The following is a 23,448-nucleotide window of genomic DNA, read 5'->3' on the forward strand; positions in this document are numbered from 1 at the left end:
TTCCTTTCAGGCTGCTTTAAAATAATGTGAACATATATAGCGTTCCGTTGATTAGCTCGCAACAAAGGTGCTTGATACTAAAAACTGATGATACTAATTTGTACTTGATTTTGTTTTCATCTTCAATCTGATGAATACCTAAACACCATAAGTATCGCTCTTTAGTTAATTCACTTTGTCTAATTTTTTCAAACTTTTGAGTATCTCTTAGCATTTCTCGAATGCAATCGCTAGCAAATGGGTGTTGCTTAATTTCTAATGGAATATAACTTTGTGCACTTTTTTGTCTAATTAAAAAATCTATAGAACATTCTGATTCCGATTTTTCTTTTAGTAAATCAAAATAATAGCGTTGTTCGCGATGAGATTCTGAAACGGCAGAATAGTTTTGCAAGAAGATTTGTAATTCAACTTGTAGCCAAACTTCCCAGCCTGAAATGTGTAACCGTTTAATTTCGTTTAGTCGCTGGATAATGTGTGGTTGTCGGAAAAATTCTTTAATGATACTGCTTAAAAAATAGAAATCTTTTTTTAGAATATACATTTGAATATCTTTCTTAGTTTTCAGACTGCAAATTGTACATAAAAAATGCGAGCTGATTGAGCTCGCATTGTGTTGGGTGAGAAATTATTTGGCTTCTTTGCGTTCTTTGAGGATTTTGATAATGTAATACACATTAATCCCTGTAACCAATGCGTTGAGCAGGGCTACGGGAATGGTATTAGTCATCAAGCCGTAAATCACAAACATCACGTCGCCCACAGCGTTGGTAATGCGTAGTTTTAATACGTCTTTCATCAAGAATGATACGGCTACAATTAACATGGCTACGTAGCCAAAAATTTCTAATGCATTCATGAGATTTCTCCGTTCGGTTGGTTTAATTTGTGGCGCATTATAGCGAAAGTGTGGTTTTTTGATTTGTTCTAAAACAAATATGTGTTTTTTTATTTCAGGCTGCTTATAGTTAATGCACTTATTTTGTAATACTGCGTTGCCAACGCCCTTATTTACTATGTGTATACGGCGGGCGTTGTTGCCTTGTCTTAAAAAATAATTGCATCAACTATATAATGCGCGTTTTTTTAGGATAAATGATGATTAGTGTTTTTGATATGTTCAAAATCGGGATTGGCCCGTCTAGTTCGCACACGGTTGCACCGATGAAGGCGGGCAAACAGTTTGTGGACGATTTGTTGGCGCAAAACCAGTTGGCGCAAATCGACCATATTCGCGTGGACGTGTATGGTTCGCTGTCGATGACGGGGATTGGACATGGTACGGATTCGGCGATTTTGATGGGCTTGGCGGGCTATTTGCCGCATGATGTGGATATTGATGTGATTCCTGATTTTGTGGCGAATGTGAAACAGTCTAGGCGATTGCTGGTGGCAAAAGGGGCGCATGAAGTGTGTTTTGTCTATGCAGAAGACATGGTTTTCCATGAAGACTTTTTGCCGTTACATGAGAATGGCATGACGATTTCGGCGTTTTCAGGCAGCCTGAAAGTCTATGCACAAACGTATTATTCGATTGGCGGCGGTTTTATTGTGAGCGAATCAAATTTTAATGCGCCGACTGTGCAGACTACGGGCGTGCCGTTTGATTATCGTTCGGCGGCTGATGTGTTGCGCATTTGTGAAACAGAAAAGTTGAGTATCGCGCAAATGGCTTGGGCGAATGAGTCGGCATTATTATCGCAGCCTGAAATTCGGGCGAAATTGCTGGGCATTTGGGACACGATGAATGCGTGTATTGAGCGTGGTTTGTCGTCTGAAGAAGCGGTTTTACCAGGTTCATTTCGGGTGTCTCGCCGTGCGCCGAAGTTGTATCGTTTGCTGCAAAGCCATGGCACGGATATGTCTGACGACCCTATGCTGCTGGTGGATTGGATTAACGTGTATGCGTTGGCGGTGAACGAGGAAAATGCGGCTGGTGGGCGCGTGGTGACTGCGCCAACGAATGGGGCGTGTGGCATTGTGCCTGCGGTGCTGAAATATTATGGGCGTTTTGTGGGCGAGTTGTCGGATGATGTGGTGTGCGATTATTTGCTGACGGCTGGTGTGATTGGGGCGTTGTATAAGATAAATGCGTCGATTTCGGGTGCGGAAGTGGGTTGCCAAGGGGAAGTGGGCGTGGCGTGTTCGATGGCGGCTGGGGCGTTGGCGGCGTTGCTGGGCGGTTCGCCTGAACGTGTGTGTATGGCGGCGGAAATTGGTATGGAACACAATTTGGGTTTGACGTGCGACCCTGTGGGTGGACAGGTGCAAATTCCGTGCATTGAGCGCAATGCGATTGGTGCAGTGAAGGCGATTAATGCGGCACGTATGGCGATGCGGCGCGAAGACAGCCCGTTTGTGGATTTGGATAAGGTGATTGAAACGATGTATGAAACGGGTAAGGATATGAATGCGAAGTATCGGGAAACTTCGCGTGGTGGGTTGGCGATTAAGGTGGTTTGCGCTTAGTTTTTTATAAAAAAGCAGCCTGAAAATGGGTTTTCAGGCTGCTTTTTGTTTATTTAATTTCCTTGCAAACTCCCACGCCACCATTTTCCGCAAACGGTTTATTCATCACATAACGCGGATAATCCGCATAATTTTTCAATAAACTGCGCGGTAAAGAATCGTTGGCAATGCTGATATTCATCGAATCCAGCAGCGTTGGCACAATCGCCGTGTGGTTCATTTTGCGGTGCTGATTTTGGTGCAACATCGCAATTTTCTCAGGAAACTGCTGCTGATAAACATCCGAATACCACGCCAACGCCGACACCTGAAAATCATACACCGTCATATTGCCGTGAATGGTTTTCGTGCATTCGCCATCTTGCAAATCCTCGCCGTGGTCAGACGCATACAACAAGAAAGTGGGTGTTTGTGTTTGCCGTTTCAGTGTTTCAATCACTTCATTCAGCACAAAATCCGTATATAAAATGCTGTTGTCATACGCATTGATAAACTGATTTTTATACTGTGCTTGTGAAATCAAATCAGGCATGTCCGCATTAGACAGCTCTTTTGTATCAGGCGTAAAACGGCGAAATTCATCGGGATAGCGGTGCGTATAATTCACATGGCTGCCCAATAAATGCAAAATAATCAGCTTCTTATTTTCAGGCTGCGTGAGAATTTTGTTCAAATGCGGCAACAAAACCCCGTCCACACTACCAGGGTTGGTGTAATCCGCATAATTCGCAAAAATTTGCTCGTCTGCTTCCTTGATGTAAACTGAAGTGCTGGTGTCGTGCGTACCGTATTTTTGCTGATTGGACAACCAATAGGTTTTATAACCTACTTCTTTAAATGCGCTAATCACAGATTTTTCTGCAAAATCAATGCTTTCTACCAAGTTTTCAGGCTTGCGTGTAATCATCATCGGCACAGAAAGCCGAGTGTTGTTGGCAATGGATAACATATTGTTTAAATTAACTAAATTGCTTTGTTTGCTCAGCAAAGGATTGGTTTCACGCGCATAACCGTTTAATTGCCAATTTGCTGCACGGCTGCTTTCGCCAATCACTAAAACCACCGTAGATTTGTCTAAACCAGCTTGCGCGTGTGCCTGAAAACTAAATTGCTGGGTTTTGCTTACCAAGTTCGCCAGCGTTTCTTGCTCACGATAAGTGTCGCGCAACGCAATCATCAAGCCCAACGGATAACTGGCTTTGATTTGCTCGCTCATCGCATTTTTCGCCACGGTTTCCTTTTTGATGTGTGACCACAATGATTCATCGGGATTGAATGCGCGATACGGGTCAAAAACCACGCTCGTCAAAAAAATCATCACAAAATAAATTGCACCAGTTGCCAATGCAAAAAAGCGGCTTTTGTGTTGCCAAACCCAACGGGATTGATACGTTTTCACGCATAAATAAGTACAAAACCCCAACCAAGTGGCGGCTAATCCCAAAATTAACCAAGAAATATTGCCAACAAAGGCTTTTGCTTCTTGATAATGTGTTTCCAGCACAATAGCCAAGATTTGTTCAGTTAAAAACGTTTCATAACGCACGATATAGACCCAATAAACAGGAATCAGCAGCAAAAAAGGCGCGAACAACACCCAGTGTTTTTGTTTTTTGAACAACGCCGCCAAAAACACCACGATTAAGCCATTGAACAAAACCGTGCTGGGATTGTGGTCTAAACAAAAAAGCAGCAGGGCAGGGGACAATAATAAAAGAGGAAATAAAACCGCAATCATAGTTATCTTGATAATTCATCAGTAATTTTCTGCAACAATTCAACACGTTCCTTGCGAATCTCACCCCGTTCCGCCGCTGCTTTCACCGCACAATTCGGCTCAGCGCGATGCGTACAATTATGAAAACGACACGCGCCAATCAAATGCCGCAAATCAGGAAAATACTTCAACAAATCCGCCGTGTTCAAATGATGCAAACCAAACTCCTGCAACCCAGGGCTATCAATTAATTTTGTTTCATCATCTAAATCATAAAGTTGCGCGTGTGTCGTTGTGTGTTTGCCCGAATCCAACGCCGCCGAAATCTCATTTGTCCGTGCCCGCTCTTCGCCCAACAGCGCGTTGGTCAAAGTCGATTTCCCCATGCCACTTTGCCCCAACAAAATATTCGTTTCGCCGTGTAACAAATTTTTCAGGCAGCCCACATCATTCAGTGCAGACAATTCAATCAATTTATAACCCAATGTTTCATAAAATGAAAATTTCTCACGCCACGCCGCCGTTTCGGGCAAATCCGCCTTATTCAACACAATCACTGCGCGAATACCCGCCGCTTCCGCCGCAATCAGCGCACGTTGCAACAATGCCTCACTCGGGCTAGGCACAGCCGCCACCACCACCAAAAGCTGCGACACATTCGCTGCAATCAATTTCGATTTCCACGCGTCCTGCCGATACAGCAAACTGTGGCGTTCCAACGCCTGTTCAATCACGGCTTGTTCATCGTTAATCACTTGAATTTTCACGAAATCGCCACACGCATAATCCGTGCGTTTACTGCGCGTGCTGGCTTCATAAGTTTTGTGTTGCTCGGTGCGAACGATGTAACGGCGACCGTAGCTGGTAATAATTTGAGCGGTTTGTTGCGACATAAATAATTCTTAATAAAGTAGGGTGCGTCCCGCACACCATTTTTTTTGAATGAAATCAATCTTTCAGGCAGCCTGAAAGATTGTCGTGCGATGCGATTGTTTAAACGCAGCCTGAAAATCACAATTCCAGCCCCAACTGCAAATCTTCAGGCTGCAAGTGACTGATTCCCAAGCCAATCAACCGATATTCACGATCGGACGGCATACGCGCCGCCAACTGTTGCGCTGCCAAAATCAACGCCGATTCATCAGACATCGCCGAAGAATACGTTTGCGAACGCGTTAAAGTATGAAAATCTGCCGTTTTCAATTTCAGCGTAACCGTTTGACCTTCCACTGATTTTTGACGAATCTGTTGCGCCAAATCACGCGCCAAATCAGGCACATGACGAACAAGCTGATTCAACGGTAAATCTTCAGGCAGCGTGATTTCTGTGGAAATTTGCACGCGCTCACGTTCCGCTTGCACAGGATGATTGTCAATCCCATGCGCCAAATCGTGTAAGCGATAACCCCATTTGCCAAACAAGCTAACCAGTTGTTGCGTTGGAACTTTTTGTAAATCGCCAGCCGTGTTCCAGCCTTGCGCGTGTAGTTTCGCCAATGTCTTTTTGCCCACGCCCGAAATTTTCCCGAGCGGCAAATCCTGCAAAAACGCCGCCACTTTTTGCGGTGGCAGCACAAATTGCCCATTCGGTTTGCGCCAATCAGACGCGATTTTAGCGAGAAATTTATTTGGCGCGATGCCAGCCGATGCAGTTAATGACGTTTGGCGCAAAATTTCCGCACGAATTTGTGTGGCGATATCCTGTGCAAATTCCATATTCTGCTTATTAACGGTTACATCTAAATAGGCTTCGTCCAACGAAAGCGGTTCGATTAAATCCGTATGCTGCCTGAAAATCGCGTGAATCTGCTGCGACACTTCGCGATACAGCGCAAATTGTGGCGGAATAAAAATCGCCTGTGGACACAATCGTTTAGCGGCAGAAACCGCCATTGCCGAGCGCAAACCAAATTTTCGCGCTTCGTAAGACGCGGCGCAAATCACAGAACGCGCCCCGTCCCACGCCACAACTACAGGCTTGCCACGCAAATGTGGCTGTTCGCGCAACTCCACCGAAGCGTAAAATGCGTCCATGTCTATGTGTATGATTTTACGGGTAATCATGTTTTCAGACTGCCTGAAATTATTGATACAACTGTCCGTTGTGTTTTAACCAACCGTCTGCGTGGCGTTTGCTTGGGTCGTGGTGTGTCCAATGAATCACGCCGCCTTGCTCTGTCCATTCGTATTCGCCGAAAAATTCCAGCGTGTCGCCTTTTTTCAGGCTGCGAATTTTGGGTGCAAGGTCGATGTTGTGTGCGAATAACAGCGTTTGTCCGCTGCTGAGTTTGATGATGAAACGCTGGTGTTTTGTGCCTTTTGTGTCATCAGGCAGCGTTTTGCTAACCGTGCCAACGCCTTGAATTTGAATATTACTTTGCTGGTTTTCAAAGGCTTGTTGCAGGACTTTTTCAAAATCGTTGCTGGTTGGCGTTTTTTTGTTGGCAACTTGCGCCTGAGTTTGCGCTTGTGCGGTGCGCGTGGCGGTTGGTTGTGTTAGTGTGGTTGGGCGCAACTTTTGCCAACCCATCGCCGCGATAACCAACAATAAAGGAATGATTTTTTTCATGTGTGTTGACAATTCGTCAAAAAAGATTTCAATTATAAACAGAATAGGGCGTTTCAGGCAGCCTGAAAAATGCTAATCCACAAAACGCCATAGCGAAAAAATTTCCCTGCTGCCAAAGCCAACACGCACCGCCACACCGATAAGCGCAAAAATCCTGCCGCAATCGGCAGCGCATCGCCCAGCACAGGCAACCACGCCAACACCAATCCCCACGCGCCCCATTTCTGCAAACGCGCCAACACATCGGGCGATAATTTCGCCGTGTATTTTTCAGGCAAACATCGCCCCATTGCATACGAAACCAAACTCCCCAACGTATTGCACACACCAGCCACCAAAAACGCTGCCCATGCCCAATCAGGGAACTTCATCACAAATGCCACAAAAGCCACTTCCGAAGTCCCCACCCAAATCGTCGCCGAAGTAAACGCCGATACTGCCAACGCCCACAAACTCCATTCAATCATTAAAATCTCCACAAAACGCAGCCTGAAAAAACGGTTTTCCTATTTTTCAGGCTGCAAACCAAGTTTTTCCAAAAATGCAGCCTGAAACCATTATAATTTCACGCAATTCAAAAACAAATTCACATTCTCGTAGGGTGTGCCGTGCGCACCAAAAACTTGAAAACGGTGCGCACAGCACACCTTACGGTTGAAAATCAATTAGAAACCAAAATGCAGCCTGAAACCCGAAAACTCCTAAAAATCACCGATATCACCGCCAAAAAACTAGAAAAGCTCAATCTCCACACCCCATGGGATTTAGCCCTTCACCTCCCCCTGCGCTACGAAGACGAAACCCAAATCACACCCATCGCCAGCGCACCCATTGCCACGCCCGTGCAAGTGCAAGGCACCGTCATCTATCAAGAAGTGCAATTCAAGCCACGCAAGCAACTCATCGCCCGAATCCAAGACGACACAGGCGCAGTGCTGAACCTACGCTTTATCCACTTCTACCCCACCCACCAAAAACAACTCGCCGAAGGACAAACCGTCCGCGCACTCGGCGAAATCAAACACGGCTATTATGGCGACGAAATGATACACCCCAAAATCAAGTCGCCTGAAAAAAATGAGCTAGCCCAATCACTTACCCCCGTTTACCCCACTACCAACGGACTCAACCAACCCACATTACGCAAAATCATCAACACCGTATTAGAAAACATCGACCTAACCGAAGTCCTCCCTCAAAGCGTGTTAGACAAACGCAATCTGCCCAAATTCGCCAAAAGCCTGCGCCTGCTGCACAACCCACAGCCGCATTTCCATATCAACGAAATCAGCAACGGCGCACACCCAGCATGGCAACGGCTCAAATTTGACGAACTGCTCGCCCAACAGCTTTCCATGCGGCTCGCTCGTCAAAAACGCCAGTCAAACAACGCCAAACCGTTAATTGGCGATGAAAGTCTGTCGCGCCAACTGATTGAAAAATTGCCCTTTTCACTCACCGCCGCCCAAGCGCGCGTGTTAGACGAAATCCGCACTGATATGGCAAAACCACACCCCATGCACCGCCTGCTTCAAGGCGACGTAGGCAGCGGCAAAACCATCGTCGCCGCCTTGTCCGTGCTGACCGCGCTGGAAAGCAGCGGCAATTTTCAGGCTGCCGTGATGGCACCCACCGAAATTCTTGCCGAGCAACATTATCTTAAATTTAAACAATGGTTTGAACCACTCGGTATCAGCGTGGCATGGCTTTCAGGCAGCCTGAAAAAGAAAGAAAAAGACCAAGTCAAAGCCGCGCTGGCGGACGGACGCATTCGCGTAGCCGTTGGCACACACGCCCTGTTTCAAAACGATGTGGTGTTTCACAATTTGGGTTTAGTGATTGTGGACGAACAGCACCGTTTTGGCGTGGCGCAGCGTTTGGCGTTGAAAAACAAAGGCGAAGACGTGCATCAGCTGATGATGTCCGCCACGCCCATTCCGCGCACCTTGGCGATGAGTTTTTTTGCTGATTTGGACGTATCTTCCATTGACGAGTTGCCGCCGAATCGCACACCGATTAAAACCAAATTAGTCAATCAGTTGCGCCGCGCAGAAGTGGAAGGTTTTGTGCTGAACACTTGCCAAAAAGGACAGCAAGCGTATTGGGTTTGCCCGTTGATTGAAGAGAGCGAAGTGCTGCAACTGCAAACGGCGACCGACACGTTAGTGGAATTGCAAGCCGCGTTGCCACAGCTCAAAATTGGCTTGGTTCACGGGCGCATGAAGCCTGCGGAAAAAGCGGCGGTAATGGCAGAATTTGTTTCAGGCAGCCTGAATGTGCTGGTTGCGACTACTGTGATTGAAGTGGGCGTGGATGTGCCAAACGCCAGTTTAATGGTGATTGAACACGCAGAACGCATGGGCTTGGCGCAGTTGCACCAATTGCGTGGGCGCGTGGGGCGTGGTGCGGCGGCGAGTACTTGCGTGTTGCTGTTTGCTGAACCGCTTGGGCAAATCGGTAAAGCACGGTTGAAAGTGATTTACGAGCATACGGACGGCTTTGAAATTGCGCGACAGGATTTGGAAATTCGTGGACCAGGCGAATTTTTGGGTGCGCGACAAAGCGGCGCGGCGATGTTGCGCTTTGCGAATTTGGAGCAGGATATGGCTTTGCTGGAATATGCGCGTGAAGTTGCGCCGTTGTTGATTGCGCATCAGCCTGAAAGTGTGGCGAGACATTTGGAACGGTGGTTGAGCAGTCGGGAAGGGTTTATGGCAGCTTGATGTTTTTCAGGCTGCGTTCTGCAAAATCATATCAATGTGTGGGATATTGTCTTCCAAATACACTTCAGAAGTTGGCACAAAACCTAAGCTGCCGTAAAAATTTTGCAAATGTGCTTGTGCTTGCACCATGATGTTTTCATGCGGATATTCGCGTTTTGCCAATGTCAATGCGCGTAACATCAGGGCTTTGGCTTTGCCGCCGTTGCGGTGTTTTTGTGCCACTAACACGCGCCCGATATGTGCGCCGTCTTGGGCGTGATACACGCGGCAATAGCTAATCAGTTCATCGTTTTCTGTGTTGAAAATATGCCATGCGGTTAAATCTGTGTCGTCCACTTCGGGATAAGGGCAGGTTTGTTCCACCACAAACACGGCGATGCGTTCGCGGTAGATTTGGTGAATTTGGGTTGGGGTGAGTTCGGTGAAGCGTTTTTCTGTCCAGTTCATAATTTATCTTTCAAATGTAGAAAATGCAGCCTGAAAACTAATTTTCAGGCTGCATTTGTGTTTTACAGCGAGTAATACATTTCAAATTCTAATGGGTGCGGTGCCATTTGCATGCGGCGCACATCTTCGGATTTGAATGCAATGTAGCTGTCAATCCAGTCTTGGCTGAACACGCCGCCGCGCAATAAAAATTCGTGGTCTGCTTGCAATGCGTTCAGGGCTTCGTCTAAAGACGCGCAAACGGTTGGCACTTGTGCATCTTCTTCTGGTGGCAAGTCATACAGGTTTTTGGTGGCTGGGTCGCCTGGGTGGATTTTGTTTTGAATGCCGTCCAAACCCGCCATCAGCAACGCGGCAAAAGCCAAATATGGGTTGGCGGTTGGGTCTGGGAAACGGGCTTCAATGCGCACGGCTTTGGGGCTATGAACGGCTGGAATGCGGATAGACGCTGAGCGGTTTTTCGCTGAGTAAGCCAGTTTAACAGGTGCTTCAAAATGTGGCACAAGGCGTTTGTATGAGTTGGTGGACGGGTTGGTAATCGCGTTTAGGGCTTTGGCGTGTTTGATGATGCCGCCGATGTAATACAACGCCATGTCGCTCAAACCTGCGTAGCCGTCGCCTGAAAATAGGTTTTTGCCGTCTTTCCAAATGGATTGGTGAACGTGCATGCCGCTGCCGTTGTCGCCCATTAAAGGCTTAGGCATGAATGTGGCGGTTTTGCCAAAGTTGTGTGCCACGTTCCAAATCACGTATTTCATGTCTTGCGTCCAGTCGGCGCGTTGCACTAAGGTGCTGAATTTGGTGCCCAATTCCATTTGCGAACCTGTGCCGACTTCGCCGTGGTGTACTTCAGTTGGAATGCCGATTTCTTCCAACACGTTCACCATGGCTGAACGCAAATCTTGTCCTGCGTCCACTGGCGCAACGGGTGCGTAACCGCCTTTCACGGTTGAGCGGTGTCCTGTGTTTTGACCGTCATAATGTTTGCCGCTAGACCATGCGCCTGTTTCAGATGTGATTTCAAAACGGGCGGTGTGCATGTGCGTTTCAAATGCCACGCCGTCAAATACGAAAAATTCTGGTTCGGGCCCGAAGAATGCGGTATCGCCAATGCCTGTGGATTTTAAATAGGCTTCGGCGCGGCGTGCGATGGAACGTGGGTCGCGGTCGTAGCCTTTGCCGTCTGCAGGGTCAATCACATCACATGTTAAAACAAGGGTTACATCGTCATAGAATGGGTCGATGAACGCAGTTTTTGGGTCAGGGCGCAACTGCATGTCTGAAGCCTGAATGCCTTTCCAGCCGCCCATTGATGAACCATCAAATGCTTGACCGTTTTCAAACCATTCTTCTGGGTCTTCCAACACGATTCGTGCGGGAATGGTGAAGTGGTGTTGTTTGCCTTTGGTGTCGGTGAAACGTAAATCAACGAAGCGAACTTCGTTGTCTTCAATCATTTTTACAACTTCTTTAATAGACATGTTTTAGCTCCTGTTGTGGGCTGTGGAAAAAACAATTTTGCCACAAGTGTTAGTTTTGAGTAAAGAATTGTTAATGTAAATTTTCAGGCTGCATTTTTAATTATTTACAAACAAAGCTGCTGGCTTTATCCACATTGCCGCGAACATAAGTCGCCACTTTTGGATACGCGCACAATGGCTGCGTTTTATTTGGGAACGCTTTGCCTTGTGCCAACATCGCTTCAGGTGCTTTACCCTTGTCGTGCCATTGTTCCAACGCAGTCAATGGGTCAAAATCGTCCAACGCTGCGCCGCCACCACAGTGGGTCATGCCTGGCACATTAAACAAGCGAACTGCATCACGCGCCCCTTTTGTGTCGTTCAACAATTGTTTGTACCAGTCGCGCAAATCCACGGCTGAAAACACTGGGTCTGACACGCCTTCAAACACAATCATTTTGCCACCACGCGCTTTGAATGTGGACAAATCTGTGCTGTCTGAATTGTTCAAACCGCCGATTTGCTCGGTTTTCGCCACGTCTGTGTCAAAATTGAAATCAAATGTGCTGAAGTTGGGCTGATACGGGGTCATGAAGTAGCTTGGCAAACTCGCTGCACCCAATGTGATGTTTCGCGCATTCGGTTTCGCGGTTTGCGAATTGCCCAATTTCCATGCGCGCCAGCCTTCGGTATTCAAGCCTGCGTCATAAAACCAACCACTATAAATTTGGTCGCCACGCGAATTTTTTGCGCCACCAAAAATTTGGTTCAGCAATTTCACTTTGTCCGCGCCGATTTGGTCTTGTACCATTTTAGAACCTGTATTCACAAACAACTATTTGATAAATTTTAATATTTGTGAAATATACCCTAGTTTAACAAAATTTTCAGCAGATAAATTCGTCTGCTCAAAATCTTTTGCTAAACGTCGAGACCAACCTAACCATGCAAACGTTCGTTCTACAATCCAACGTTTGGGCAGAATATGCCAAGAAATATCTTGAATTCTCTTTGAAATCTCAACAGTTAAACCCAATTGCTCTGATACTTCACGCTCAAATGTATTCCGATAACCTGCGTCCGCACAGAAACCTTTTAAACTCGGATAGGTCTCAAACGCTTTTTTTGCTACAAAAATACCTGCTTTTGTGTCATGAATATTGGCTGCATGAACCACAACAGACAATAGATTACCCAACGTATCAACAGCTATATGTCGCTTACGACCTTTGATTTTTTTACCTCCATCAAAACCTTTATCATGTGCGCTAGAAGCTGTTTTGACACTTTGTGAATCAAGAATGGCATAAGTTGGCATTGCTTGTTTTTGATGGATTAAACGTTTTTTTGAACCAATGCCAAAAGAATTCTATCCCATAAGCCTGATTGATTGGCTCTGCGATAGAAACTCCATACGGTTGAATAAGGTGGAAAATCATTGGGCAGCATACGCCATTGGCAACCTGTTTTGGTGATGTACAAAACGGCATTCACTAATTGACGTTTATCCCATTTGTAGTGGCGTAGCTGGTTAAAATGTGGCTCAATCGCTTGCCATTGGGCATCTGTTAAGTCTGTTGGGTAGGATTTTCTAGTCATAAAGATATTTTATCATTTTTGTGAATACAGGTTCTTAGGTTTGAAATCGCAGCTTTCCCATGCGTTGATGATGCCGTCTTTCACGCCGTCATTTTTGTCGCAACGATTCAACACGCCTGTTACCACAGCGTCTAAGTCTTTTTGTGTTAAAGCGTTGGCAAAAATCACTTCGCCTTTATCGTTTTTCGGTGCGGCTGCACGGAAGTGTTGATTGTCCCAAGATTGGGCAATGGCTGCGCGAGACAAGCGGAAACCTGGGTTGCCTGCCACTACGCCGTCAAATTCAGTAGGGTAACGCATTGCCGCGTGCATGGCTTCGCGACCACCGTTGGAACAGCCCATAAAATAGCTGTGTTTTGGCTCAGTGTTGTAGGCTTTGCGAATCAACAATTTTGCCAAGCCTGTTACTTTGCCTGTGGACGCGTACGCATAATTCAAACGCGCTTGTTGGTCTGCGCCGAAAGAAGGGTCGCCTGCGCCTTTGTGTCCGCCGTCCATGCTCACAACAGCGTAACCGCGTTTCAATGCAGGCAATGCGGTTGAACCTGCCACAGGTGTCGCACCCACTGCTGGCGCGACAAAACCGTCCATGCCACCACCGCCTTGGAACAGGAATTTGCCGTTCCAGTTGGCGGGTAAACGCATTTGATAGCCGATGGCATAAGGTTTGCCGTCTGCGCCTGTGCGTTTTTCCAATTCGCCGTTTACCACGCAATGCGCGTCAAATTCCACGCCTGCGGCTGATTTGGCTGCACCTGTGAACGAGGCTTGGTCGTCTGATGGCAATTTGCCTGCTTGAATCCATTTGGCGGAATTTACGCCTTCGGTTTTGCTCAAATCTGCGCATTGTGCAGCGTCAAAAATGGCAGCCTGAACGCTGTGTGCGGCAAATGCTGCGGATAACATCAAAATCGTTTTTTTCAGTAGCACGATAAAATCCTTTAATGTGTGTGATTGGGGAAATGATGATTTTAGCATTTCAAAACGGTTTGAAAATTGAGAGATACATTAAAATAACGAATTTTTCAGGCTGCTTTTTAGTTCATGATAAAAAGTGGAACGTCGGCGGCTCGCCGACAAAATCTTTGATAATCACAAATTTTTAATTTAAAAATGTGTCGGCGAGCCGCCGACGCTCCATTTTACAAAGGAATTCTATGCCCAAAATCACCCTCATCGCCGCGCTAGCAAAAAATCACGTTATCGGTTCAAATAATACAATGCCGTGGCACATTCCCGAAGATTTCGCCTTTTTCAAGCAATACACAACAGGCAAGCCCGTGATTATGGGTCGCAAAACGTGGGACAGCTTGCCGCGCAAACCCTTGCCCAATCGCCGTAACATCATCATCACACGTCAAACAGATTTTGCCGCAGAGGGCGCAGAAGTCTTCACCGACATTCAGGCTGCATTAAACGCGTGTGCGAATGAAACCGAAGTGATGATTATGGGCGGCGAACAAATCTACCGCCAAACCTTGCCATTCGCGACAGATTTGCGTTTAACCGAAGTGCAATTGCAGCCTGAAGGCGACGCGTTTTTCCCTGAATTTTTGCGCGAAGAATGGCGAGAAATCACGCGTGAAAGCCATGTTTCAGCCAAAGAAATGGCATTTGATTTTGTGCACTATCAGCGCATGAAATAATGTGTGAACGCAGCCTGAAAACCGTTTTCAGGCTGCATTTTTTGCAATTGATTTTCAGAATATTCAAAGGCAGCCTGAAAGAGTAAAATAGACGAATGTTTTAAATATCACTAAGGATTTACCATGCAAACACAACTTCCATTTTTCGCAGTCGTGAAAGTATCAGGCGAAGACCGCCACGATTTTTTGCACAAGCAATTTTCAAACGACATCAATAACCTAGCCAAAAATCACGCTTGTTACGCCACGTATAACACCCCAAAAGGGCGAGTGATTGTAAACCTGTTGGCATACAACACAGGCGATGAAATCTTGTTGGCAATGGCGGCAGATTTAGCGGAAAAAGTCGTGAAGCGTTTGCGTATGTTTGTGTTACGCGCCAAAGTGCAATTGGAAATTTTGGCAGACTGGGGCGTTTCAGGCAGCCTGAAAGACGGCGCACAGCCTGTCTTGCCGACTGAACCGCATTTGCAATTTGCGGCAAACGAAGCAGGCGAAATTGAATTACCGCATTCAGGCAGCCTGAAACTTGCGCCGAAAGCGGAATTGCCTGAATTTTCCGCAGAAGCTGAAGTTGCTTGGAACACACACGAAATTTTGAGCGGTTATCCGTGGGTTTGTGCGGCAACGTCAGAGGCTTGCGTGGCGCAAATGTTGAACCAACACACGATTGGTGGTGTGCATTTCCGCAAAGGTTGCTATCCAGGGCAAGAAATCATTGCGCGCGCGCAGTATCGTGGGCAAGTGAAACGCGGTTTGGCGGTGGCAAAAAATGAACATGCGCAGACGGCTGGCGCGGAAGTATTGGACGTGAGCGGTGCGGAGGCTGGTGTAGTGATGAATGTTTCAGGCAGCCTGAATTTGTTGGTGGTGAAACATGGTGCGGTTTCGGGCGAATTGCGCGATACTTCGGGCAATGTGTTTGCGTTGGCACATTTGTTTTTTGAGAACAATCAGTCAGAAGAGTAATCTATAAATATTTTTTAGGCTGCTTTTTAGTACATAACAGAAATTTTACAATGGAGCGTCGGCGGCTCGCCGATATTTTTCAAATAACAGTAAATTGATTTCTTGGAATAAGTTTTTGATTATCAAAGGTTTATTGTCGATCCGCCAACGCTCCATTTTTATTGCGTACTGAAAGGCAGCCTGAAAGCGCTGCCTGAAATTTTTTTTGAAAGAACCCGAATGTTACCCCTACCCAAAAAATTCCCCAAAACCGCCGATAAATTGCGTCGCTGTTTAAATTTATGGTCTCCGCTGTTTTTCACAGGTATTAAAATCACTTACCTATCAGACGATTACACCCATTGCCGTGCCATGCTGAAAAATTGGCGCAACACCAAAAATTCACACGGCACACAATTTGGCGGCAGCCTGTTCGCGCTCACCGACCCGATTTACGCGATGATGTGCAACTGCTTGTTTCACGAAAAATATTACGTTTGGGACAAATCGGCACACATTGAATTTATCAAAGCCAGCAAAGGCGCAGTGTTTTTGGATTGCCAGATTAGTCGCGCGGAAATTGATGAGATTATTGCAGCAACCGCAGACGGCGAAATGCACTTGCCTGAGTTTACCGTGCGTGTTTTTGATGAACAAAATGAAACCGTTGCGATTGCTAAGCGCACGTTGTATATTCGTTTGAAAAAGGAATTTCGTCCCGAAAATTAGTTTTCAGGCTGCGTTTTTGGGTGTACGACAATTCTTGCGTAGGGTGTGCCACGCGCACCATTTTTAGAAGATTGTGGTTCGCGGGGCGCACCCTACGATGGCTATGGAGCGTCGGCGGCTCGCCGACAAACTTTCAGGCAGCCTGAATGGAAAACGTGTCGGCGAGCTGCTGACGCTCCACTAAAGGAAATCTACCATGAATACATATCCCGTTTTTTTCGTGTCCGACCGCACGGGTTTAACCTCTGAAAACATGGGTAACGCCCTGCTGGAACAATTCATTGGCATATCTTTCAAACGCGCCACTTATCCTTTTTTGGACACGCCCGAAAAAGCTCACGCGCTGGTGCAAATCATCAACCAAGCCGCTGAACAAGGCGCACGACCGCTCGTGTTTTCCAGTGTGGTAAACAATGAAATCCGCGCGATTATTACCACAGCCAACGCGTTTCATCTCAGTTTTTTTGACGCATTTTTGGGAAAACTGGAAGAAGAATTGAACGCGCCCGCCAGTCACATTGTGCAAAGCCGCGTTCAAAACGTGGAAAAATACGATGCGCGAATGGAAGCGGTGAATTTTGCGCTGAACCATGATGACGGGATTTCCGACAAAGATTTTCAGGCTGCCGATGTGATTTTGATGGGCGTGTCTCGCAGTGGCAAAACGCCGACTTGCCTTTATCTTGCGCTGCAATACGGCATTCGTGCGGCGAACTATCCGCTCACGCCTGAAGATTTGGACACGGACGATTTGCCGCGCATGGTGAAAAATCATCAAAACAAATTGTTCGGCTTAACGATTGAGCCAGACCGTTTGCACCACATTCGCCAAGAACGCCGCCCAGATTCGGGTTATGCCAGCCTAAAAACCTGTCGGCAAGAAGTGGCGGACGCGCAGGCGATTTTCCGCCGTCATCGCATTCCGTTTGCCAACACCACGCATAAATCGGTGGAAGAATTGGCGGTGGAAATTTTGCAAGCATGCAGCCTGAAACGTCGTTTTTGATGCGTAGGCTGGGTCGCGACCCAGCAAATTCACGCAGCCTGAAAATTGCTGGGTTGAAACCCAGCCTACAGATTTCGCAGGAACAGAATGAACACAACTTATCTTTTTGCCACTTTCGCTTTAGGCGCAATCGCCAGTTTTTTCTTGCCAACGCAGGGAAACTTTTGGTTCTGGTTGATTGCGTTTACAGCGAATTTGGCGGCGATAATTTGGGCAAAACACACACGCAGCCTGAAAATATTTCAGGCTGCGTTTTTGTGTTTTTGCGTGTTGCTGGGCGCGAGTTACGCGATTGGGCGCACGCAATGGGCGTTGTCGCAGCAATGGCAGCCAACGCTTTCGCCCGTGCCAACGCCTTTGCGCGTGCAAATCACCGAGTTGCCCAAGCAAGACGAAACCAACGCTGACCACACCAGTTTCATCGGCACGGCGCAAACGGCAGACGGCAAAACCTACCGTCTGTATTTCAACGATTACGCAGGTGGCGAGTGGCACGTTGGCGAAACGTGGCAACTGAATGCGAGAGTCCGCGCCACGGTTGGCGCGCGAAATTTTGTGGGCTTTGACCGTGAAGCGTGGGCGTTGTCCAACCAAATTGATGGGATTGCGAATATCAGCAAAAACAACCGCTTATTGCAGCCTGAAAACGTACAAAACATCAATTCTGTCCGCGCGAAAATCATTGCTGGCTGGCAAGACGCGGCGGCGCGTTATCCGCAAGGGGCTGGCTTGATGACGGCTTTGGCGGTGGCTGACCCAAGCGGTTTGTCGCGCGAAACGTGGGCGGCATTGCGTCCGTTAGGCTTGAACCATTTGGTGAGCATTTCGGGCTTGCATATTGGCATGGTGGCGATGTTGGCGACTGGGTTAGCGTTGGTTGTATTGTATTTGTCGCGGCTGGAGATTGCGCGTCCGCGTGTGTGGGCGTTGGGTTTTGGGGTGTTGGTGGGGCTGTTTTATACGGCGTTGGCTGGTTTTCAAGTGCCTGCGCTGCGCAGTTTTCTGATGTTTTCGGTGTTTGCGGTGGCGTGGATTGGGCGCAAAAAGGCGAAACCGTGGCGGACTTGGTGGGCGGCGTTGGCGGTGGTCTTGCTGTTTCAGTCTGTGGCGGTGTTGGCGGCTGGATTTTGGTTGTCGTTTGGTTTGGTGGGGGTGCTGATTTGGGCGTGTGGTTTCAGGCTGCGTCCGTTTCCGCGCGGTTGGGCGTTTAAGCTGAAACAGGCGGTTTTCGCGCAAGGAGCGGTTACACTGGCGAGTGCGGTGATGACGGTGTTTTTGTTTGGTTCGCTGCCGATTTTTTCGCCTTTGGTGAACGCGGTGGCAATTCCGTTTTTTTCTTGGTTGCTTGTGCCATTGGCGTTGGTGGCTTCGGTTTTGCCGTTTGGCAGCCTGAAAATGTGGGCGGCTTGGTTGGGGGAATGGACGGTTTCTGTATTGCAATTTTTGGGTGGTGTGTTGCCTGAGTGGTATTTTGTTCATGCGCCTACTGGGTTGATGTGGGCGGCGATGGCTGGGGTTTTGCTGCTGGTTTTGCCGCGTGGTTCGGGGCTGAAACCGTTGGCGTGTTGTGGGTTGGCGGCGTTTTTCTTGTATCGGGTTGAGCCTGTATCCCATGGTTTTAAGATGACGGTGTTTGATGTGGGACAGGGTTTGTCTGTGCTGCTGCAAACGCCTTCTCAAAATGTGTTGTTTGACACGGGTAAGCCTGCGGTTGGGGCAACTTTGCTGCAAAATCTTCGGGCTAAAGGGGTTTGGCGATTGGATTCGCTGATTGTATCGCACCACGATAATGACCATGATGGGGGTTTTGCGGAAATCAATCGCAGCCTGAAAGTGGATGAGATTTGGGCTGGGCAGCCTGAATTTTATCCACAGGCGAAGTATTGCGCGGACGGCTTAGCTTGGACGGTGGACGATGTGCGGTTTGAGTTTCTCACGCCGCCCATGGGTTTTCAGGCTGCAGACAATGATTTGAGTTGCGTGTTGCGCGTGGTTTCGGGGGCGCAATCGCTGCTGATTATGGGCGACACGGGCAAGGCTGGGGAATGGAAGTTGCTGCAAAAATATGGGACTGGGCTGAAGAGCGATGTGCTGGTGTTGGGACATCATGGCAGCAAAAGCGCGACTAGCAGTGTGTTTTTGGACGCGGTTGCGCCACAGATTGCGATTGCCAGCAGTGGTTTTGCGAATGCGTTTCGTCATCCGCACCCGAGCGTTCAGGCGCAGTTGGCGGCGCGAAATGTGGGGCTGTATCGGACGGATTTGCAGGGCGGGGTGCAGGTGGATTTTGATGGTTCGCGTTTTCAAGCTGCGTTGGCAACGGAGCAGAAATTTTGGTGGCAGCGTAAGCCGTTTTTGCGTGTGCCTGAGTGATTTTAGGTTTGCTGTAGGTCGGTTCTCCGAGCTGACAAATCATGTTCACGCAGCCTGAAAATAAAATGTCGGCTTGGAAAGCCGACCTACAACCGAGTGATTTTGTTATAAAATAATCGCAGTTGTAGGGTGCGCCCCGCGCACCAAAATCTTCAGGCAGCCTGAAAATGGTGCGCCTATCCACAAAAGGAAATCATCATGTTTACCATCACCACAGAACCTAACCGCATTGTGCTGACCCACGAAAACCACGCGCAAGCCGAAATTTTCCCGTTTGGCGCATTGCTCAACCGTTTTGCCATTTTGCAAAGCAGCCAACAATGGCACAACGTCATCGCCGCGTATGCGTCGCCCGAAGCCGCACAGCGCGACATCACGCAACTGTTCCGCAGCGCAAAACTTAGCCCATTTGCTTGCCGACTGGCGCAAGGCAATTACTCATTTTCAGGCTGCGATTATCATGTGAACAAACACAAACTGGGCGATTCAGCCATTCACGGTTTGATTTATGACGCACCGTTTACGCTGCATCACAGCCACGTCGATGAACACAGCGCAGCCGTGGAATTGCGCTACAGCTATCGCCACGAACACGCAGGTTATCCGTTTGATTACGACATCAGCGTGCGCTACGAATTGCGCGAAAATGCCGCGCTCAGCGTCTGCACCGAAGTACGCAACACAGGCGAAACCGCGCTGCCGATTGTGGACGGTTGGCATCCGTATTTTGCCGTTGATGGTGATTTGGACGACTGGCAGTTGCACATCAACAGCCAAGCGCAGTTGGCGTTTAGCGCAGCATTGTTGCCCACAGGCGAAACCACGCCAGATGAACGCTTTTTACACGGCAGCACGCTCGCCAATATTTCGCTGGATAACTGCTTTATCCGCCGCGATAACACCGCGCCAGCCGTTACGCTACAAGGCAAACGCATTCGCCTAACCCTGTCGCCAGACGAATCTTATCCGTATGTGCAAGCCTATATCCCTGATGACCGCAAGAGCATTGCGCTGGAAAATTTGAGTGCAGCGCCTGATGCATTTAACAATAAAATTGGCTTGATTGAGTTGCAAGCTGGGGAAGCAAAAGCGTTTGAAACGGTTTATCAGTTGAGTGAGATTTAAAACAAAATGCAGCCTGAAAACACTTTTCAGGCTGCATTTTGTTTAGCAGATATATAATAAGCACCCCTCATTTTTCAGGCTGCATTTATGTCCAATCGAATCAATCATCAACCCGTTTTCCTGCTCACTTCGCAACCATGGCGCGAAAACAGTTTGCGCGTGGAAGTGTTTAGCCGCGATTACGGGCGCGTGTCGCTTTTGGCGCGAAGTGCGCGCACGCGTGGCTCGGAATTGCGTGGCGTGTTAGTGCCGTTTGTGCCTGTTTCTGTGTCTTGGTTTGGCAAGGAAGAATTGAAAACGCTGCACCGCGCGGAATGGCTCGGCGGCTGGGCGCAACCGCGTCAGCGCAATTTGTTCAGCGCGATGTATGTGAATGAGTTGATTTTGAAGCTGACTGCGCCTGAAGATCCGTCGCCCAAACTGTTTGATTTGCAATATAAAACGCTGCAAGCCTTGTGTATGCAGCCTGAAAACGCGGCGGATTTGCGCCATTTTGAATGGCAGTTGTTGAGTGAACTGGGTTTTGCGCCCGATTATCAGCGCGATGATTTGGGACGTGCGGTGCAGCCCGAAAACTTTTATTGCGTTCGCCCTGAAGCGGCGGTGCAGGTTTGGCAAGGTTCGGGTAATCTGCCGAAAGATGGCGTGATTGTGTCGGGCGAATTGTTGCTGCAACTGGGTTCAGGCAGCCTGAATGCGCAATCTGATTTGGCGACTGCGCTGAAATTAACGCGGTTGCTGCTGGATTTCAGGCTGCCTGATGGGATTAAAAGTCGGCGTGTGTTGCAGCAGCTTAATCAATTTAAAAATCAATTTGCAGCCTGAAAAATGGAGCGTCAGCGGCTCGCTGACGCTCCACATAATCGCAGCCTGAAAACGGTTTTTCAGGCTGCGATTAACATATTCTTAATAAATCGCCGCATTAAGCAATTACCGTGCAAAAATTAGGCTTTACTTTTTGAACTCTGCTAAAATGCGCCATTTCTATTTCAATTAGGCAGCCTGAAATCATGTTTTCTCACTATTCTCCCGACATTCTTGCACGCGCCAAACGCATTAAATTGCTCGTTTTAGACGTGGACGGCGTACTCACCAGCGCGCAGTTATTCATGAGCAGTAATGGCGAAATCATCAAAGCGTTCAACACGTTAGACGGACACGGTATCAAAATGCTGCAAAATTCAGGCGTGCAAACCGCGATTATTACTGCCAGAAACGATGAAGCCGTGGGTGCGCGTGCGAAACAGCTTGGTATCACGCATTATTTTTTCGGTGTTCACGATAAAAAAGTGGCGTTTGAACAGCTGTGCGAACAAGCAGGCGTTTCAGCAGAACAGTGTGCTATGGTAGGCGATGATGTGATTGATTTGCCTGTGTTGGTGCGTTGCGGTTTGCCGATTTCGGTTGCTAACGCGCACACATTTGTGAAAAAACACACCGCGCTAACCACCGAGAAGAACGGCGGTTTCGGCGCAGTACGTGAAGTAACGGATTTGATTATGCAAGCGCAAAACACTTTGTTGCCTGCGCTGAATGAGTATTTGAAATGAGCTGCTTTCGCAACTTAATTTTTCCGTTGGTTTTGGCGATGATTTTGTGCGGATTGAGCGCATGGTTGGGTCGCGTGAGCGAAGTGATTGTGGAAGAAGTGAAGCTAGACCCTGCCAAACCGCAGTATTCCATGACAAACACGCAAGGCAAGCGTTTTGATATTTCAGGCAGCCTGAAAGAGCAACTGGATTCGCCACACGCATGGCAGTTGCCTGACCAAAAAAACGTGTTTTTCCAATCGCCTACGTTGCAACTATTCAATCAAGGAGTGAAGCAATATCAAGTTGATGCCGAGCAAGCGCGTTATGAAATCGAAACGAAAAAAGTCTTCTTGCAACAAGATGTGGTGCTAACCAAAGAAGCGGACGAGCAACGCCCAGCGGCAAAAGTAACCACCGACCATTTAAACGTGGACACAGTAACCGAAATCGCCGAAACAGACGCGCCGATTCAATACCAATATGGACGTTCCACAGGCTCGTCCGTTGGCATGACTTACGATAACCAAAAGGGGCTGCTGAGCTTGCCGTCCCGAGTGAGAGCAATGATTTATGACACAAAATAACCTTATCAAAGCGATTTGCGCTGTGGCGTTGATTTCAGGCAGCCTGAACGCCATGGCATTGGAAAGCGACCGTCAACAGCCCATTCAAATTGAAGCCGACCAAGGTTCGCTAGACCAAAAAAATCAAGTAACCGTGTTCACAGGCAACGTGATTGCCAAACAAGGTACATTAAATATGCGTGCCAACAATGTTCGCGTGAGCCAAGACCAATCAGGTAACCAAACCATAGATGCGCAAGGCAACCCAGCCTATTTCCGCCAAATGCTAGACAACAACAAAGGCATCGCTGAAGGTTGGGGCAACCGCATGGAATATCAGTCGCAAACCAATGTGGTGAAACTGATTGGTAACGCCAAAATCCAACGCGGCGGCGATATGGCGCAAGGCGAAGCGATTAGCTATAACACCAAAACTGAGGTTTACACCGTATTGGGCGGCAACGCGACAGGCAACAAAAACGGCCGCCGCGTAACCGTGATTATTCAACCGAATACCGCCAACAAAAAATAATTCAGGCAGC

26 protein-coding genes are annotated in these 23,448 nt (G+C 47.9%); 12 read left to right on the forward strand and 14 right to left on the reverse strand.

Annotated elements, in window-relative coordinates; all coding sequences use genetic code 11:
- Positions 1 to 16: 16 nt before the first annotated feature.
- Together QEO93_RS10950 and QEO93_RS10955 are read right to left on the reverse strand one after the other, a co-directional pair.
- A complete protein-coding gene (locus tag QEO93_RS10950) occupies positions 17 to 544 on the reverse strand; it encodes a hypothetical protein (protein ID WP_085815435.1) in 528 nt (175 codons plus the stop codon).
- Between the two features lie 84 nt (positions 545 to 628).
- Positions 629 to 859 (reverse strand): YgjV family protein, encoded by a 231-nt coding sequence (locus QEO93_RS10955; RefSeq protein WP_032137378.1) that lies wholly within the window; start codon positions 857 to 859, stop codon positions 629 to 631.
- A gap of 239 nt (positions 860 to 1,098) precedes the next feature.
- On the opposite strand from QEO93_RS10955, the gene QEO93_RS10960 reads away from it, so the two are divergent.
- Positions 1,099 to 2,469 (forward strand): L-serine ammonia-lyase, encoded by a 1,371-nt coding sequence (locus QEO93_RS10960; RefSeq protein WP_032137379.1) that lies wholly within the window; start codon positions 1,099 to 1,101, stop codon positions 2,467 to 2,469.
- A 49-nt stretch (positions 2,470 to 2,518) separates the two neighbouring features.
- Here the strand turns inward: QEO93_RS10960 and QEO93_RS10965 are convergent, their stop codons facing one another.
- From QEO93_RS10965 to QEO93_RS10990, 6 genes are all read right to left on the reverse strand, one after another.
- Positions 2,519 to 4,015 carry a phosphoethanolamine transferase gene (locus QEO93_RS10965; RefSeq protein ID WP_284627593.1) on the reverse strand — a complete coding sequence of 499 codons (1,497 nt, stop codon included), beginning with the start codon at positions 4,013 to 4,015 and terminating at the stop codon, positions 2,519 to 2,521.
- On the reverse strand, positions 4,005 to 4,226 hold the full coding sequence (locus tag QEO93_RS10970; RefSeq protein WP_284627594.1) for a hypothetical protein: 222 nt from the start codon (positions 4,224 to 4,226) through the stop codon (positions 4,005 to 4,007). Before QEO93_RS10970 ends, QEO93_RS10965 begins: the two co-directional genes overlap by 11 nt.
- Positions 4,210 to 5,079 carry a ribosome small subunit-dependent GTPase A gene (rsgA, locus tag QEO93_RS10975; protein WP_032137381.1) on the reverse strand — a complete coding sequence of 290 codons (870 nt, stop codon included), beginning with the start codon at positions 5,077 to 5,079 and terminating at the stop codon, positions 4,210 to 4,212. Before rsgA ends, QEO93_RS10970 begins: the two co-directional genes overlap by 17 nt.
- Before the next feature lie 118 nt (positions 5,080 to 5,197).
- Positions 5,198 to 6,250, reverse strand: coding sequence for a DNA polymerase IV (gene dinB, locus QEO93_RS10980; RefSeq protein WP_032137382.1), 1,053 nt, complete (start codon positions 6,248 to 6,250; stop codon positions 5,198 to 5,200).
- A 19-nt stretch (positions 6,251 to 6,269) separates the two neighbouring features.
- The gene (locus QEO93_RS10985; RefSeq protein WP_044250245.1) at positions 6,270 to 6,755 is read right to left on the reverse strand and encodes a DUF3465 domain-containing protein; all 486 of its coding nucleotides are present in this window, start codon (positions 6,753 to 6,755) and stop codon (positions 6,270 to 6,272) included.
- Positions 6,756 to 6,808: 53 nt separating this feature from the next.
- Complete coding sequence (locus QEO93_RS10990) at positions 6,809 to 7,222, reverse strand: YqaA family protein (RefSeq protein WP_032137384.1); 414 nt, start codon at positions 7,220 to 7,222, stop codon at positions 6,809 to 6,811.
- A gap of 210 nt (positions 7,223 to 7,432) precedes the next feature.
- On the opposite strand from QEO93_RS10990, the gene recG reads away from it, so the two are divergent.
- Complete coding sequence (recG, locus tag QEO93_RS10995) at positions 7,433 to 9,478, forward strand: ATP-dependent DNA helicase RecG (protein ID WP_032137423.1); 2,046 nt, start codon at positions 7,433 to 7,435, stop codon at positions 9,476 to 9,478.
- A gap of 6 nt (positions 9,479 to 9,484) precedes the next feature.
- On the opposite strand, the gene QEO93_RS11000 is transcribed toward recG, so the two are convergent.
- From QEO93_RS11000 to QEO93_RS11025, 6 genes are all read right to left on the reverse strand, one after another.
- Complete coding sequence (locus QEO93_RS11000; RefSeq protein ID WP_032137385.1) at positions 9,485 to 9,925, reverse strand: GNAT family N-acetyltransferase; 441 nt, start codon at positions 9,923 to 9,925, stop codon at positions 9,485 to 9,487.
- Between the two features lie 62 nt (positions 9,926 to 9,987).
- Positions 9,988 to 11,406, reverse strand: coding sequence for a type I glutamate--ammonia ligase (glnA, locus tag QEO93_RS11005; RefSeq protein ID WP_032137386.1), 1,419 nt, complete (start codon positions 11,404 to 11,406; stop codon positions 9,988 to 9,990).
- A 100-nt stretch (positions 11,407 to 11,506) separates the two neighbouring features.
- On the reverse strand, positions 11,507 to 12,196 hold the full coding sequence (locus tag QEO93_RS11010) for a tannase/feruloyl esterase family alpha/beta hydrolase (RefSeq protein ID WP_085815515.1): 690 nt from the start codon (positions 12,194 to 12,196) through the stop codon (positions 11,507 to 11,509).
- Positions 12,197 to 12,220: 24 nt separating this feature from the next.
- Positions 12,221 to 12,703 (reverse strand): IS5 family transposase, encoded by a 483-nt coding sequence (locus QEO93_RS11015; RefSeq protein WP_085815393.1) that lies wholly within the window; start codon positions 12,701 to 12,703, stop codon positions 12,221 to 12,223.
- A gap of 17 nt (positions 12,704 to 12,720) precedes the next feature.
- Positions 12,721 to 12,984 (reverse strand): transposase, encoded by a 264-nt coding sequence (locus QEO93_RS11020; protein WP_003789867.1) that lies wholly within the window; start codon positions 12,982 to 12,984, stop codon positions 12,721 to 12,723.
- A 12-nt stretch (positions 12,985 to 12,996) separates the two neighbouring features.
- Positions 12,997 to 13,914 carry a tannase/feruloyl esterase family alpha/beta hydrolase gene (locus tag QEO93_RS11025; protein ID WP_284627595.1) on the reverse strand — a complete coding sequence of 306 codons (918 nt, stop codon included), beginning with the start codon at positions 13,912 to 13,914 and terminating at the stop codon, positions 12,997 to 12,999.
- A gap of 227 nt (positions 13,915 to 14,141) precedes the next feature.
- On the opposite strand from QEO93_RS11025, the gene QEO93_RS11030 reads away from it, so the two are divergent.
- From QEO93_RS11030 to lptA, 10 genes are all read left to right on the forward strand, one after another.
- Positions 14,142 to 14,630 carry a dihydrofolate reductase gene (locus QEO93_RS11030; protein ID WP_032137387.1) on the forward strand — a complete coding sequence of 163 codons (489 nt, stop codon included), beginning with the start codon at positions 14,142 to 14,144 and terminating at the stop codon, positions 14,628 to 14,630.
- Positions 14,631 to 14,753: 123 nt separating this feature from the next.
- Positions 14,754 to 15,599 carry a CAF17-like 4Fe-4S cluster assembly/insertion protein YgfZ gene (ygfZ, locus tag QEO93_RS11035; protein WP_032137388.1) on the forward strand — a complete coding sequence of 282 codons (846 nt, stop codon included), beginning with the start codon at positions 14,754 to 14,756 and terminating at the stop codon, positions 15,597 to 15,599.
- A gap of 219 nt (positions 15,600 to 15,818) precedes the next feature.
- Positions 15,819 to 16,307 carry a PaaI family thioesterase gene (locus tag QEO93_RS11040; protein WP_032137389.1) on the forward strand — a complete coding sequence of 163 codons (489 nt, stop codon included), beginning with the start codon at positions 15,819 to 15,821 and terminating at the stop codon, positions 16,305 to 16,307.
- 196 nt (positions 16,308 to 16,503) lie between these two features.
- Positions 16,504 to 17,313 carry a posphoenolpyruvate synthetase regulatory kinase/phosphorylase PpsR gene (gene ppsR / locus QEO93_RS11045; RefSeq protein ID WP_032137390.1) on the forward strand — a complete coding sequence of 270 codons (810 nt, stop codon included), beginning with the start codon at positions 16,504 to 16,506 and terminating at the stop codon, positions 17,311 to 17,313.
- 87 nt (positions 17,314 to 17,400) lie between these two features.
- On the forward strand, positions 17,401 to 19,686 hold the full coding sequence (locus QEO93_RS11050) for a DNA internalization-related competence protein ComEC/Rec2 (RefSeq protein WP_085815436.1): 2,286 nt from the start codon (positions 17,401 to 17,403) through the stop codon (positions 19,684 to 19,686).
- 198 nt (positions 19,687 to 19,884) lie between these two features.
- Positions 19,885 to 20,811: an aldose 1-epimerase gene (locus tag QEO93_RS11055; RefSeq protein ID WP_032137392.1), complete on the forward strand. Its 927-nt coding sequence runs from the start codon at positions 19,885 to 19,887 to the stop codon at positions 20,809 to 20,811.
- A gap of 87 nt (positions 20,812 to 20,898) precedes the next feature.
- The gene (recO, locus tag QEO93_RS11060; protein WP_032137393.1) at positions 20,899 to 21,636 is read left to right on the forward strand and encodes a DNA repair protein RecO; all 738 of its coding nucleotides are present in this window, start codon (positions 20,899 to 20,901) and stop codon (positions 21,634 to 21,636) included.
- Between the two features lie 185 nt (positions 21,637 to 21,821).
- Positions 21,822 to 22,361: a KdsC family phosphatase gene (locus QEO93_RS11065; RefSeq protein ID WP_032137394.1), complete on the forward strand. Its 540-nt coding sequence runs from the start codon at positions 21,822 to 21,824 to the stop codon at positions 22,359 to 22,361.
- Positions 22,358 to 22,927: an LPS export ABC transporter periplasmic protein LptC gene (gene lptC, locus QEO93_RS11070; RefSeq protein ID WP_032137395.1), complete on the forward strand. Its 570-nt coding sequence runs from the start codon at positions 22,358 to 22,360 to the stop codon at positions 22,925 to 22,927. Before QEO93_RS11065 ends, lptC begins: the two co-directional genes overlap by 4 nt.
- Positions 22,914 to 23,438, forward strand: a complete 525-nt coding sequence (gene lptA / locus QEO93_RS11075; protein ID WP_032137396.1) for a lipopolysaccharide transport periplasmic protein LptA — start codon at positions 22,914 to 22,916, stop codon at positions 23,436 to 23,438. The genes lptC and lptA overlap by 14 nt, the downstream gene beginning before the upstream one ends.
- Positions 23,439 to 23,448 lie beyond the last annotated feature (10 nt).

The sequence above is a fragment of the Kingella negevensis genome, assembly GCF_030177895.1.
Classification (GTDB): domain Bacteria; phylum Pseudomonadota; class Gammaproteobacteria; order Burkholderiales; family Neisseriaceae; genus Kingella_C; species Kingella_C negevensis.

What these genes read in the sequence shown, in the direction of transcription:
- QEO93_RS11065 (WP_032137394.1), top strand. Translation starts at nt 21,822, where the DNA reads ATGTTTTCTCACTATTCTCCCGACATTCTTGCACGCGCCAAACGCATT.
- recO (WP_032137393.1), top strand. Translation starts at nt 20,899, where the DNA reads ATGTCCAATCGAATCAATCATCAACCCGTTTTCCTGCTCACTTCGCAA.
- QEO93_RS10950 (WP_085815435.1), bottom strand. Translation starts at nt 544, where the DNA reads ATGTATATTCTAAAAAAAGATTTCTATTTTTTAAGCAGTATCATTAAA.
- QEO93_RS11030 (WP_032137387.1), top strand. Translation starts at nt 14,142, where the DNA reads ATGCCCAAAATCACCCTCATCGCCGCGCTAGCAAAAAATCACGTTATC.
- QEO93_RS11020 (WP_003789867.1), bottom strand. Translation starts at nt 12,984, where the DNA reads ATGACTAGAAAATCCTACCCAACAGACTTAACAGATGCCCAATGGCAA.
- dinB (WP_032137382.1), bottom strand. Translation starts at nt 6,250, where the DNA reads ATGATTACCCGTAAAATCATACACATAGACATGGACGCATTTTACGCT.
- QEO93_RS10985 (WP_044250245.1), bottom strand. Translation starts at nt 6,755, where the DNA reads ATGAAAAAAATCATTCCTTTATTGTTGGTTATCGCGGCGATGGGTTGG.
- lptA (WP_032137396.1), top strand. Translation starts at nt 22,914, where the DNA reads ATGACACAAAATAACCTTATCAAAGCGATTTGCGCTGTGGCGTTGATT.
- QEO93_RS11055 (WP_032137392.1), top strand. Translation starts at nt 19,885, where the DNA reads ATGTTTACCATCACCACAGAACCTAACCGCATTGTGCTGACCCACGAA.
- lptC (WP_032137395.1), top strand. Translation starts at nt 22,358, where the DNA reads ATGAGCTGCTTTCGCAACTTAATTTTTCCGTTGGTTTTGGCGATGATT.
- QEO93_RS10970 (WP_284627594.1), bottom strand. Translation starts at nt 4,226, where the DNA reads ATGAATTATCAAGATAACTATGATTGCGGTTTTATTTCCTCTTTTATT.
- glnA (WP_032137386.1), bottom strand. Translation starts at nt 11,406, where the DNA reads ATGTCTATTAAAGAAGTTGTAAAAATGATTGAAGACAACGAAGTTCGC.
- QEO93_RS11040 (WP_032137389.1), top strand. Translation starts at nt 15,819, where the DNA reads ATGTTACCCCTACCCAAAAAATTCCCCAAAACCGCCGATAAATTGCGT.
- QEO93_RS10955 (WP_032137378.1), bottom strand. Translation starts at nt 859, where the DNA reads ATGAATGCATTAGAAATTTTTGGCTACGTAGCCATGTTAATTGTAGCC.
- QEO93_RS11000 (WP_032137385.1), bottom strand. Translation starts at nt 9,925, where the DNA reads ATGAACTGGACAGAAAAACGCTTCACCGAACTCACCCCAACCCAAATT.
- QEO93_RS10960 (WP_032137379.1), top strand. Translation starts at nt 1,099, where the DNA reads ATGATTAGTGTTTTTGATATGTTCAAAATCGGGATTGGCCCGTCTAGT.
- ppsR (WP_032137390.1), top strand. Translation starts at nt 16,504, where the DNA reads ATGAATACATATCCCGTTTTTTTCGTGTCCGACCGCACGGGTTTAACC.
- QEO93_RS10990 (WP_032137384.1), bottom strand. Translation starts at nt 7,222, where the DNA reads ATGATTGAATGGAGTTTGTGGGCGTTGGCAGTATCGGCGTTTACTTCG.
- QEO93_RS11015 (WP_085815393.1), bottom strand. Translation starts at nt 12,703, where the DNA reads ATGCCAACTTATGCCATTCTTGATTCACAAAGTGTCAAAACAGCTTCT.
- QEO93_RS11010 (WP_085815515.1), bottom strand. Translation starts at nt 12,196, where the DNA reads ATGGTACAAGACCAAATCGGCGCGGACAAAGTGAAATTGCTGAACCAA.
- recG (WP_032137423.1), top strand. Translation starts at nt 7,433, where the DNA reads ATGCAGCCTGAAACCCGAAAACTCCTAAAAATCACCGATATCACCGCC.
- ygfZ (WP_032137388.1), top strand. Translation starts at nt 14,754, where the DNA reads ATGCAAACACAACTTCCATTTTTCGCAGTCGTGAAAGTATCAGGCGAA.
- QEO93_RS11050 (WP_085815436.1), top strand. Translation starts at nt 17,401, where the DNA reads ATGAACACAACTTATCTTTTTGCCACTTTCGCTTTAGGCGCAATCGCC.
- rsgA (WP_032137381.1), bottom strand. Translation starts at nt 5,079, where the DNA reads ATGTCGCAACAAACCGCTCAAATTATTACCAGCTACGGTCGCCGTTAC.